Raw genomic sequence first — 12,591 nt, forward strand, 5'->3', positions numbered from 1 at the left:
CGGGAAGGGGCGTGAAACATGCGCGTGCTGCATACGGCGGACTGGCATCTGGGCAAAACACTGGAAGGCCGGAGCCGTTTCGAAGAACAAGAAAAATTTATGGACGAGCTGGTCGATATTGTGCGCAGGGAAAAAGTGGATCTGATTCTGATGGCGGGGGACGTATACGATACGGTAAATCCTCCGGCGGCAGCCGAACAGCTTTTCTATGAAGGAGCGGCCCGAATCCGGGCAGAAGGCTGTCTGCTGGCGGCGATTGCGGGCAACCACGATCATCCGGAACGGGTGGCTTCGGTCCATCCGCTTGTCCAGGGCAGCGGAATTTCGCTTGTGGGACTTCCGACTGAACAGGCTTTGAAATTGAACGTGGCGCGCACGGGGGAACAGGCCGTGATCGCGGCACTGCCTTATCCGTCCGAAGCCCGGTTGAACGAGCTGCTGACGCTTGACGGAACGGACGAAAATTTGCTGCGCAAAGCTTACAGCGAGAGAGTCGGACTGCTGATGCGCAAGCTTGCGGCCGATTTCTCGCCGCGCACCGTCAATCTGGCGATGAGCCACATTTATGTGCTTGGCGGGCTGGAATGCGATTCCGAACGGCCAATCCAGGTCGGAGGGGCATACACCGTGGATCCGTCGGCGCTGGCCTGCGGAGCGCAGTATACGGCGCTTGGACATCTGCATCGTCCGCAGATCGTCAAAGGAGAAGGCGTAATCCGCTACAGCGGCTCGCCGATTGCCTACAGTTTCTCGGAAGCGGGACAGACCAAATCGGTGATGCTGATGGATATCGAACCGGGCGGCGAGGCGAAGCTGCAAGAAATTTATTTGTCCTGCGGACGTCAGCTGGTGGAATGGAACGCGAAAGAAGGTCTCGGTCAGGTACACGGTTGGTTGGACGAAGGCCGGGATGCCGGTGCATTTATCGACTTGAGAATTACGCTGACCGAAGCGATGGCCTTAAGCGATATTCAATCGCTGCGGCGTGCCTGCGACGGCCTGGTACATATTCGCCCCGTGTATCCGCAGCTGGAGCAGGCGGATATGCCCGAAGAACGGGTACGGCTGCCGATGCATGAACTGTTTAAGACGTTCTACCGCAGGCAGACCGGGGGAGCGGAACCCGACGAGGCCCTGATCTCGCTGTTTATGGAACTTGCTGCCGACGAGCGGGAACATGCGGAAGGGGGAGAATCCGAATGAAGCCGATTACGCTCAGATTGTCCGGCCTGCAAAGTTACCGCGAAGCGCAGGAGATCGACTTCACCGAACTGTGCGAAACGGGACTTTTCGGCATTTTCGGCCCGACGGGAAGCGGCAAATCGACAGTGCTCGATGCGATCACGCTCGCCATGTACGGAAAAGTAGAACGGGCTTACGGCGGTACGCAGGGGATCATGAACCATTCGGAAGACACGCTGTATGTCGCTTTTACCTTCGAACTGGAATCTTCGGCCGGCGTACGCCGATTTCGGGTAGAGCGGCGCTTCAAGCGGACCGGGGAAGTATCGGTCAGCAACACGCTGAGCCGATTCATCGAAGTGAAACCGGAAGGCGACGAAGTCGTAGCCGACAAGCTGGCGGAAGTCACCAAAGCGGTAGAAGAACGGATCGGCTTGAAAATGGACGATTTCACCCGGGCTGTCGTACTGCCGCAGGGGAAATTCGCGGAATTCCTGTCGCTCAAAGGCAGCGACCGCCGGCAGATGCTTCAACGACTGTTTCACTTGGAACAGTACGGGGACCGCCTGATCCAGAAGTTGAGCCGCCGTGCCCGCGAGACGGAATCGGCGCTGCGCGCTTTGGAAGCCGAGCAGCAGGGGCTGGGTCTGGCTTCGGCTCAAGCGGTAAAAGAAGCGAAGGCTGCTCTGGAACAAGCCGACAAATCGGCGGACGTCCGGCGTAAAGCGCTTGATGCGGCGGCCGAGGAACACGGCCGGCTCTCGCGCGTGCGCGAACGGGCGGGCGAACGCCGTGAAATCTCGGCGGCGCTCGCCCGGCTGCAGGAACGCGGCGATGCCGTCCGCGAACTGCAGGCGCGCACGGAGCGGGCGCGAGCGTCGGCGGCCCTGCTGCCGGCGCTGGAACGTTTCCGGATGGCCGCCGCGTATTCGGAAGAACGCGAGTCCGGGGCGAAGCGGCTCAAAAGCGAACTCGAGTCCGCCCGTGCGCATGCGGACTCGGCCGTGTCGGCGGAAGCCGCCGCGCGCGAAGGGCTGGGAGCCGAAGAGCCGAAGCTGCTTCGGCGGACGGCGGAGCTGGAACAGGCGCTTCAACTGGAGCGCGAGCTGATCGGGCTGCGCGAAGAAAGCGTGCGGTTGGAACGCGGCCGCGAAGCGGCGGCTTCGAGTCTGGAGCGGGCGCGCGCCGAAGCGGATGAACTTCGGCGCAAGCTGGAGAAAGCGGCGGAGCTTCGCGCCGAACTGCAGCAGCAGCTCGACAGCTGCGAAGTGCGAAGTGCCGACCGGACCGAATTGGAAGAGGCCGGTCGGCTGGCGGATGCCATCGCCGGTCTGGAATCGCAGCTCCCCGAGATCCACCGCGATCTCGAAGAAGCGCAGCGCCAGGAAAACGAAGCGGCGGCCGAACTGGCTTCGGGCCGCCGTCTGGAGCGCGAAGGCCGAGGCAGACTTCGCGCAGCGGCGGAACAGGCTTCCGCGCATGAAGAAGCTCTTGGGCTGTTCGAGCTGGAGCTGACGGCGCTGATCGAAGCGGCCGCAGCCGAAGAAGAGCGCCTGGAGCAGGCCGACCGGGAAGCCGCCAATCGCCGGATGGCCGCCGAACTGGCGCATGCCCTGACGGACGGCGAACCCTGCCTGGTCTGCGGCTCGGTCCATCACCCCCTGCCTGCGGCCGAAGACCTTTCCGCCGCTTCGGCCGCGGCGGAACTTGAACCGCTGCGCGCCCTGCAGGCGGACGCGCGCGGGCTTCGCCTCACCGCTGCCGGCCTGCGGCAGGGCGCCGGAAAACTGGCCCGGCGTCTGCGCGAAGAACTGGCGCAGACGCCGGGCGGCTCCGCCGAAGAACGGGCGGAGCCCGGGTTCGGCTTCGCGTCCGAACCGGCAGACCTTTCCGCGCCTTCGACCGCGCGGAACTCCGGCTCGCCCGAAGATGCGAGCCTAACGGCTTCGCCGCAGGCCTGCGCGGCCGAGTGGATCCGCCTGCAGGCCGCGGCCGAGCGTTTCGAGCGCGAGTCCGCGCAGCTCGAAGCGGATTCGCGCGAAAGCGAACGGGCTTTGGCCTCCGCCGTCCGCGGAGCCGAAGCGCCGCGCGCGCGGCAGGATGCCGCTTCGCGCCAGCGTACGCGCGCCGAAGAGCGCCTGACGGAGCTGGAGCGGCGCTTGTCGGAATCGGAGCAGCGGTGGAACTCTTCGTTCGCCGCGCTGCGGCGGGAAGATCTCGGGCAGCGGCGGGAAGAAATCCGCCGCCGCGATACGCAGGCCGAAGAACTGAAGCGCAGGCTGGACAAGAGCGGACCGGTAATCCGAAGCATGGAAGAAGCGCAGAAATCGCATGAAGAATCCGCTTCGCAAGCGCAGCAGGAGCTGGTCCGGTTTACGGCGCAGGCTCAGGGACGGGCAGAGCTGCTGCAGGAAAAAGAGCTGCGCCTGCGCGATGTATCCGGAGGGTCTTCCGCGGCCGACCTGCTGCGCGAAGTATCCGGGAATCTGACGGCGCTTCGCGCCGCGTCAGCGGCTGCTCGCGAAGCGCTCGAAGCGGCGCGGGAAGCTTGGCAGAAGGCTGCCAACGCTTCGGCCGCAGCCGATCAGGCGGCCGTTTCTGCGGCCGAACACCGGGCTTCGGCCGAAACTGCCTGGAACAAGGCTTTGTCGGACTCCCTGTTCCCGAATGCCGAAGAAGTGGAAGCCGCACGGATGGACGATGCAGAAATAAGCGAAGCGGAGCGGCTTGTCCAAGCCCATCGGGAACGGGAAAGCGAATTGTCCGCAAGGCTGCGCGAACTGGAGAAGCTGCTCGGCGGGGAAGAACTGTCGGAGGAAGAGTGGCAGGCCTGCCTGGCCCGTCTGGAAGAAGCCCGTCTGCTGGACGAAGAAGCGTTGTCCGGCAAAGCCCGGGCGCTGCGCGACCTTGAAGATGTGTCGGCCAGACATGGACGCTGGACCGAGCTTGAGCTCCTGCGGATCGAGTCGGCCGCCGATTCGGAAAGGCTGTCGAAGCTCCAGACCTGTTTCCGCGGCAATGCGTTCGTCGAGTACGTGGCCGAAGAGCAGTTGATCCAGATCAGCCGCGCCGCTTCCAGCCGTCTGCGTTTTCTGACCAAGCAGCGTTATTCGCTGGAAGTCGATTCCGGCGGCGGTTTTGTCGTCTGCGACGATGCCAACGGAGGCGTTCGCCGGCCGGTCTCCACCCTTTCGGGAGGAGAGACTTTCCTGACGTCGCTGTCGCTTGCGCTTGCGCTGTCGGCCCAGATCCAGCTTCGCGGCGAATACCCGCTGCAGTTCTTTTTCCTCGACGAAGGATTCGGTACGCTGGATCCCGAGCTGCTGGATACCGTCATTACCTCGCTCGAACATCTGCACAACGATCGGCTGTCGGTTGGGGTGATCAGCCACGTCCAGGAACTGCGTGCGCGTCTGCCGCGCCGTCTGATCGTTCAGCCTGCGGATCATGCCGGTGCGGGCTCCAGGGTCGTATTGGAAAAAATGTAGTCCAAAGATCGTGATTAGAATCACAGAGACAGATTCAATGGCTTGTTATAATACAGTCAGCCGACATCATATGAGGAGTACCCCGACCCGCAATCCGGCCAAACGTCCTGTGCGTTTGCCCCGAATTGCCGTTCAAGCAAGCAGATCCCAGTGGGATTTGCCGGGTGCTTCTTTTTTTTGTTTTTTTGTTGAATTGCCGGTACAATGGATACAGCAATCGGGCCGAGCGAATCGGGCCTCTTTTTCTTATATGAATATTTCGCGCGGTATACCGGCGGCAGTTTGTACGTGCCGCCGCGCAGCATCCATTCCAAGGAGGAACCGACCATGAGCGAGACCCTTTTCACGAAAATTATCGAAGGCAGCATTCCAAGCCAAAAAGTGTTCGAGAACGAGCGGATCTATGCGTTTCACGATATTCAGCCGGCGGCTCCCGTCCATGTGCTGATCGTACCCAAAAAGCCGATTCCGTCGCTGAACGACATTGCCGACGAAGATCTGGCCGTGATCGGCGAAATCCATCGTGTAGCCGTGCAGCTAGCCGCAGAGCTTGGTATCGCGGAGAGCGGATACCGCCTGATCAACAACTGCGGTGCCGACGGAGGACAGACGGTGTCCCATCTGCATTTTCATCTGCTCGGCGGAGCCAAGCTCGGAGCGCTGACGGGAATTTCCGGATCGCATCAGTAGAGAAGCGGCCCAATGTGCAGCAGTCCAAGAAACGTTCGGGCGTCTGCCCGGGAATCGAACTTTCTGCGAGGCCAATTCGCCCGTTTTTTCGACAGCTTTGGGCCGCCGCCGAGGGAGTCGGAAGCTCACCCGGCCGCACGTTAATCTTATCTGCACAGACTTTTTTATAAGCATTGACATCGACTTTAATATTCGCCTATAATGAAAGTTGATTAACCGTGTTATGCTCTTGGACGGTGTGGTCGGAGGGAGGGGAAACTGGTGTCTGAAACTAAAGTTCGCAAAAATGAGACTATTGATGCTGCTCTTCGCCGCTTTAAACGCTCTATTGCAAAAGACGGCGTGTTGGCGGAAGTCAAAAAGCGCAAGCATTATGAGAAGCCGAGCGTAAAGCGCAAGAAAAAGTCTGAGGCTGCTCGCAAAAGAAAGTTCTAAGATGTGTTTGGGCTTTTTTTGTCGAGCTTTCGACAGCAAACACATCACCAGTAGGAGGATTTATTTTTTATGAATCTTAGCGAACGATTGAACGAAGATATGAAACAAGCCATGCGGAGTAAGGATAAATTCAAACTTTCGACCATACGAATGATTCGCGCAACGGTCAAGAACCAAGAGATCGATTTGAAGCGAACTTTGGATGACGCAGAAGTGCTTGATATTCTGAGTCGTGAAATCAAACAGCGCAAAGATTCCCTCCAAGAATTTCAAAAAGCAGGTCGTGACGATTTGGCTGAGACTGTCGAAGCCGAAATCGCTATTGTTGCTGAATACCTTCCCGCTCAGCTTGCTGAAGAAGAAGTTAAATCCATTGTACAGCAGACCATCCAGGAAACCGGTGCTTCTTCCAAAGCCGATATGGGCAAAGTCATGGCCGCTCTGATGCCGAAAGTCAAAGGACGCGCCGACGGGAAGTTGGTTAACCAAGTGGTTCAGCAGTACCTGCAATAAACGAGCGAACGAGCACCCTTCCGGTTTTCTGGAAGGGTGTTTTTGCTGCGCGCCGATTTTTTTTGCGAAACCGGGACTTTTTTGAAACGCCGGGCGAAAATGGACGTATATAAAGGGTGAGAGAGTTTCGCTTTTGTACAGAATCAAACAGAGGGAGCAAGTCGGAGACTTCCGGTGTCGGGAAAGTCAATTCAGGAAAAGGAGGGGATTGGATGGTTAGACAAACAGGATCCAAATGGTGGGTAGGTTTTGCCGCTGCGCTGTGGGGACTGGTATGGATAGTCGGCATTCCGCTGATCGTCTGCACGTCTTTCGTCTCGACGGCGGCGGCTGCCGGGATTTCCGAAGCAAGTTACGGTCTGCCGGCGCAGGCCGGATTGCTGTCGAATGTGTCGGCCTTTCTCACGACGCCGGTCATGCTGACGCTTCTGCTGTTTATCGGATTTGCCGGTGTCCTGATCGAACTGCTCGTGCCGGGACTTATTTTTCCGGGAGTGCTTGGAGTAAGCGCGTTTATTCTGTACTTTTTCGGAAGCACGTTTCAAGACTTGGCCGGGCCTTACGTTTGGCTGCTGTTCGCGGTAGGAATTGTCTTGATGGCCCTTGAAGTGTTCCTGCCGAGTTTCGGGATACTGGGCCTGCTCGGAGGAGGCTCTCTGATAGGAGGAGTGATTATGGCGGCATGGGCAACGGGACACGCCTTGCAAACGCTCGGGATCGCTTTCGTATTGGCCGCGGCGGCGGTAGGCATCGTGGTGTTCGTATTCAAGGAACGCGGAGTTTGGAATCGCTTTATTCTGAAAGACAGTTTGACGTCGGAAGCCGGCTACAATTCCGCGGTGACGCGCTTTGAACTGGTAGGCCGCGATGCGGTGACTTTGACGCCTCTTCGTCCATCAGGCACGGTGCTGATCGACGGCGAGCGGGTAGACGTCGTCAGCGAAGGCGGGTTTATCGAACGGGACAAAGCGGTTGTGATCGTCAAGACCGAGGGAGGACGGGTCGTCGTGCAGGAGAAATGGCACAGCGGACTCGGTCCGATCGAACCGATCTGACCTTTTGGGGAACGGTTCGACAACCAGCAATCGGAACAACATAAAAGAATTCAGGCGGGCGGAGCCGGCGAAGAGCCGGTGCCGCAGGTTTGGATTCTAAATTTGGAGGGGTACTTATGGATGCAGTCTGGATTACTCCGCTGCTGATCGTAGTAGTGGGCATTGTTCTTTTGAGCATTTTCTTCAGTTTTTTCCCGGTAGCCTTGTGGATTTCGGCGCTGGCTTCGGGCCTGCGCGTCAGCATTATCACTCTGGTTGCCATGCGTCTGCGCCGCGTTACGCCGGCCCGGATCGTCAATCCGATGATCAAAGCGCACAAAGCTGGTCTGACGCTAACCATCAATCAGCTCGAGAGTCACTATCTGGCAGGCGGTAACGTCGACCGGGTCGTCAATGCTCTCATCGCGGCACACCGAGCCAATATTCCTTTGGAATTCGAACGCGCCGCAGCTATCGATCTGGCAGGGCGCGATGTGCTGCAGGCCGTACAAATGAGCGTTAATCCGCGCGTCATCGAGACGCCGAGCGTATCGGCCGTCGCTCGCAACGGGATCGAAGTTGTCGTTATCGCACGCGTTACGGTACGCGCCAACATTGACCGACTCGTCGGCGGTGCCGGTGAAGAGACCATTATCGCGCGTGTCGGCGAAGGGATTGTCACGACTGTAGGTTCCAGTGATACGCACAAGGAAGTTCTGGAGAATCCGGACAAGATTTCCCGTACCGTTCTTGAAAAAGGTCTGGATGCCGGCACGGCATTCGAGATTCTCTCGATCGATATCGCGGACGTGGACGTCGGCAAGAATATCGGCGCGTTCCTGCAAACCGAACAGGCGGAAGCCGATAAGCGGATTGCCCAGGCCAAAGCCGAAGAACGCCGCGCCATGGCGGTAGCGGAAGAGCAGGAAATGAACGCACGCGTGGTCGAGATGAGAGCGCGCGTCGTCGAAGCCGAATCGGAAGTGCCGATTGCTATGGCTGAAGCGCTGCGCAACGGCAAACTTGGCGTAATGGATTATTTGAACATGAAAAATCTGGAGGCCGATACGGAAATGCGTGGGTCGCTCGGCGGCATAAACGTGACCCATGTCGATAAGCAGGATCCGAACAAGTAATCAGGCAGAACAGGAGGGGATGAAATGCCCCAGTTCTTGGAATGGATTGCGAGCAACCTCTTTATTGTTGTCATCATCGTAGGAGCCCTGTTCTCGGTATTCGGCAAGAAAAAAGGCAGGCCGAATGGAGGTCCCGAGCCGTTTGGCGGGCGAGGAGCTTCGGCGCAGGGCAGACCGGCGGCGCCTTCGCTCCCGGCCGAAGAACAGGGCCGCCGCTCCCCGTTCGGACGAGAACCTCTGCCTGCCGACAGCCGGGCCGATGTCCGCAGAGCGGAATCGGAGAAGCGTCTGGACGAGCGCACGGGGCGGACCGACCTTGAACAGGCTGCCCGTCAGATGCACGAGGAAATCGAAAAAAGAATGCGGGAAAGCCGGTTGACGCAGCGACGAATCCCAAGCGTACCGAATGCGGTGCGCGAAATGGACCGTACCAGTAGCCGGGGAACCGGGAACCGGCCGCAAACGGCCGCTTCCTATCGTCAGGTTTCGCATAAGGAAACGTCCGCTGCGGTGCTTCCGACCGCACAGCTGTTTGACAAGCCTACGGCGAACGATCTGCGCAAAGGCATTTTGTGGGCGGAGATTCTCGGAGCGCCGCGTTCGAGAAAACCTTATTCTTCCAGACGCAGATAATGCCGTCTGGTCTGCGCATAAGGACGGCAGGCTGCCGGTCTTTTCCGTCATCGACGGAAAAGACCGGCTTTTTGCTCTCGCGGAGCGAAGAAAACCCTGCCGAAATCTTTTGCATGGGAACTCTTAGAATGGTAAAGTTGAGGAATAAGAACACTTAATCCGGCATCCGGCCGTATACCGGGCACCGGAACAGGTGCCGAAGACGGACAACTATATCGATTAAGGAGACTGAGAGCTTTTGACAGAACAGACGAGAAGCATCAAGATTCCGCTGCATAATGCGGGAGAAGGGTTGGCCCTGTTTGGTCCGCAGGATACGTACTTGAAACTGATCGAACGTCAATTCGAGGCGCGAATCGACAGCCGTGAAGAAGAAATCGGCATACATGGACCCCAACAGGAAACGGATCAATTGGAGCAGCTGTTCGACGTGCTTCTTCAGTTGGTGCGCAATGGGTATAACCTGACCGAACGCGACGTGCAGTACGCTCTGGATCTGGCCAAGGAATTCCGCGCCGATCAACTGCTCGACTTGTTCAAAGGAGAGATTGCGCTGACGTTCCGCGGCAAGCCGATTCGTCCCAAAACGATCGGTCAGAAGCATTACGTCACGACAATCAAGAAAAAAGACATCGTGTTCGGTATCGGTCCTGCCGGTACCGGCAAAACATATTTGGCTGTCGTATTGGCTGTAACCGCGCTCAAAGAAGGGCTGGTTAAGCGAATCGTACTGACCCGTCCGGCTGTCGAGGCGGGAGAAAGTCTGGGATTCCTGCCGGGCGATCTGCAGGAAAAAGTAGATCCCTATCTGCGTCCGCTGTATGATGCGCTGTATGATGTAATGGGCACCGAACAGGTGGCCAAAGCACTGGAGCGGGGATTGATCGAGATTGCGCCGCTTGCCTACATGCGCGGCCGCACATTGGACGACTCGTTTATTATTTTGGACGAAGCGCAGAACACGACGCCGGAACAGATGAAAATGTTCCTGACCCGGATCGGGTTCGGTTCGAAGATGGTCATTACGGGCGACGTAACGCAGATCGATCTGCCGCGCGGCAAAAAGTCCGGTCTGGTCGAAGCCCGTCTGATTCTGAACGAAATTTCCGATATCGGCTTTGTGACGTTTGCCCAGGAAGATGTCGTCCGCCATTCGATCGTGCAGAAGATCATCGTGGCTTACGAGAAAGCGGCGGAAAGCATCGAATAAACCCAGCAGTCTAATACCGGAGGTTCTTCCATATGGCTTCAAAAGAAAAATGGAAACGAAAAGCCGATCCCAAGCTTTCCGGCTGGAAGAACAGCGGCGTCTTCAAACTGTCGCTGTTCGCCCTGCTGACGTTGATGTTCTATATCGGGTTGGCTCCCAAACTGCTGCCCGAGAAATATGATATCCAGGTCAATATGCCAAGCGACAAGGAAATTCTGGCTCCGGCACAGATTCCCAACAGCAAAGCGACGCTGCAGGCCCAGGAAGAAGCGGCGGACAAAGTTCAGCAGACATACCGGATCGTGCCGCTGCGTAACGATACGTTGGTCAGCCAGCTGCTCGACCGAATCGATACCCTGAATCAGGACGATCAGCTGACGGACGCGAACAAGATCGAGATCTACCGGGAAGAACTGCCTCAGAAAGTCGGACAGTTCATGGCCAACTCTATCCGCAACAGCGGCAGCAGCGGAGCGTATTCTTCCGCGCTGCTCCAGGAGGTCCGTACCCGGGTCAGCGAACAGGAATACGATATTCCCGAAGAAACCTTCTACAAAATCCCGGCCCTGAGTCCGGTGCAAATCCAGCAGATGAAATCGGAAGCGACCGAAATCGTGTCGCGTCTGATGAGCGACCAGGTGACCGATGCGCAGACGGCCCGTGCCCAGGTTGCGGAATTTGTCAGCCGCAGTACGCTGACCGACCGCACCTCGCGCGAGGTTGTTCAAGAGCTGATCAAACTTTCGATTACGCCCAACCGTTTTTATGACGAAGAAGCGACCAAGGAAGCTGCGGTGCAGGCGCGCGAAAATACCGAAACGGTCTATATCGAACAAGGCGAGGTACTCGTGCAGCGCGGCGAGACGATCACCCAGGACATGTACAATCTCCTCAAAGAGAACGACATGCTGAAGACGGAGATCAATTATTGGCCTCAGCTGGGGCTGCTTCTTCTGTCGGGGCTTCTGGCACTCGGGATGTTTTTGTTTACCCGCCAGAGCGGGAATGCTTTCCAGTACGGCAATCCCCAGCTGCTGATGATTGTACTGATCTACTTTATTATGCTGATTGCGATGCATTTGACGGCGCTCGTTCAGAGCGATACGTCGCGGTATGTCGGCTATTTGGCGCCTGTGGCCATCGGCTGTACGCTGATCACGCTGCTGCTGAATAACTCGTTCGCTTATTTCAGCGCCGTCATTTTCTCGGTATTGGCCAGTATTGTACTGAATGCGGGACAGACGGGCAGCGATATTTTCGATTTCCATTTCGGCTTCTATACGCTGGTCGTTTCGTATGCCGCCATCTTCACGGTCCATCGGGCCAGTCAGCGTTCGACGATCCTCAAAGCGGGAATCATGGTCAGTTTGTTCGGAGCGATGACGGTACTTGCGCTTTCCCTGATCGGAGATGCCGATCCGGGGCGCAGCACCATTTTGTATCCGGTCGCATTCGCATTGGCCGCAGGCCTGCTGACCGCTATTCTCGCGATCGGGTTGATGCCGTTCTTTGAAGTGACCTTTGGCATTTTGTCGGCGCTCAAGCTTGTCGAGCTGTCGAATCCGAACCACCCGCTGCTGCGCAAACTGCTGATCGAGACGCCGGGAACCTATCATCACAGCGTCATGGTCGGCAATCTGTCGGAAGCGGCCGCCGAAGCGATCGGAGCGGACGGTCTGCTGTGCCGGGTCGGTTCGTATTATCATGATATCGGCAAGACCAAACGTCCCAGTTATTTTATCGAAAATCAGAATAATATCGAAAATCCGCACGATTCCATCGATCCCAAACTGAGCAAGTCGATTATCGTGGCCCATGCGCGCGACGGTGTGGAAATGTTAAAAGAGTACAAACTGCCCAAGCGGATTCGCGATATCGCGGAGCAGCATCACGGGACGACTTTCCTGTACTTTTTCTATCAAAAAGCACTGAAATTGGCAGAGGAGCGAGGCGTCGATCCGGACTTCACGGAAGCGGAATTCCGCTATCCCGGACCGAAAGCCCAATCGAAAGAAGCGGCCGTGGTCGGCATTGCGGACAGCGTCGAAGCGGCGGTACGCTCCCTGCACAAACCGACAATCGATCAGGTGGAATCGATGATCGGCAAGATCATCAAGAGCCGCCTGGACGACCAGCAGTTCAACGAGTGCGATATTACGCTCAAAGAGCTGGACGTGGTCTCCAAAACGCTCAAAGAAGCCGTGATGGGAATCTTCCATTCGCGGATCGAATATCCCGAAGAGGTCAAGCCCAAGACAAAGGAGAATTGA

At 57.6% G+C, this 12,591-nt stretch carries 10 protein-coding genes; all 10 read left to right on the plus strand.

Going from position 1 to position 12,591, the window contains the following annotated elements:
• Positions 1-18: 18 nt before the first annotated feature.
• The 10 genes from HRQ60_RS02745 to HRQ60_RS02790 all read left to right on the plus strand — a co-directional run bounded on the left by HRQ60_RS02745 (position 19) and on the right by HRQ60_RS02790 (position 12,591).
• Positions 19-1,203: a metallophosphoesterase family protein gene (locus tag HRQ60_RS02745; RefSeq protein ID WP_172194102.1), complete on the plus strand. Its 1,185-nt coding sequence runs from the start codon at positions 19-21 to the stop codon at positions 1,201-1,203.
• Positions 1,200-4,670, plus strand: a complete 3,471-nt coding sequence (locus HRQ60_RS02750; protein ID WP_172194103.1) for an AAA family ATPase — start codon at positions 1,200-1,202, stop codon at positions 4,668-4,670. Before HRQ60_RS02745 ends, HRQ60_RS02750 begins: the two co-directional genes overlap by 4 nt.
• 327 nt (positions 4,671-4,997) lie before the next feature.
• The gene (locus HRQ60_RS02755; RefSeq protein ID WP_172194104.1) at positions 4,998-5,360 is read left to right on the plus strand and encodes a histidine triad nucleotide-binding protein; all 363 of its coding nucleotides are present in this window, start codon (positions 4,998-5,000) and stop codon (positions 5,358-5,360) included.
• Positions 5,361-5,621: 261 nt separating this feature from the next.
• Positions 5,622-5,795, plus strand: coding sequence for a 30S ribosomal protein S21 (rpsU, locus tag HRQ60_RS02760; protein ID WP_005547957.1), 174 nt, complete (start codon positions 5,622-5,624; stop codon positions 5,793-5,795).
• Between the two features lie 69 nt (positions 5,796-5,864).
• Positions 5,865-6,308: a GatB/YqeY domain-containing protein gene (locus tag HRQ60_RS02765; protein ID WP_172194105.1), complete on the plus strand. Its 444-nt coding sequence runs from the start codon at positions 5,865-5,867 to the stop codon at positions 6,306-6,308.
• Positions 6,309-6,520: 212 nt separating this feature from the next.
• Entirely contained in the window at positions 6,521-7,363 is an 843-nt protein-coding gene (locus tag HRQ60_RS02770) for an NfeD family protein (protein ID WP_172194106.1), read from the plus strand.
• 116 nt (positions 7,364-7,479) lie between these two features.
• A complete protein-coding gene (gene floA / locus HRQ60_RS02775; protein WP_172194107.1) occupies positions 7,480-8,478 on the plus strand; it encodes a flotillin-like protein FloA in 999 nt (332 codons plus the stop codon).
• Positions 8,479-8,502: 24 nt separating this feature from the next.
• A complete protein-coding gene (locus tag HRQ60_RS02780; RefSeq protein ID WP_172194108.1) occupies positions 8,503-9,111 on the plus strand; it encodes a hypothetical protein in 609 nt (202 codons plus the stop codon).
• Between the two features lie 238 nt (positions 9,112-9,349).
• Complete coding sequence (locus HRQ60_RS02785; RefSeq protein ID WP_172194109.1) at positions 9,350-10,321, plus strand: PhoH family protein; 972 nt, start codon at positions 9,350-9,352, stop codon at positions 10,319-10,321.
• A 32-nt stretch (positions 10,322-10,353) separates the two neighbouring features.
• A complete protein-coding gene (locus HRQ60_RS02790) occupies positions 10,354-12,591 on the plus strand; it encodes an HD family phosphohydrolase (protein WP_172194110.1) in 2,238 nt (745 codons plus the stop codon).

The organism is Saccharibacillus qingshengii (assembly GCF_013185195.1).
In the GTDB taxonomy this organism is placed as follows: Bacteria; Bacillota; Bacilli; order Paenibacillales; family Paenibacillaceae; genus Saccharibacillus; species Saccharibacillus qingshengii.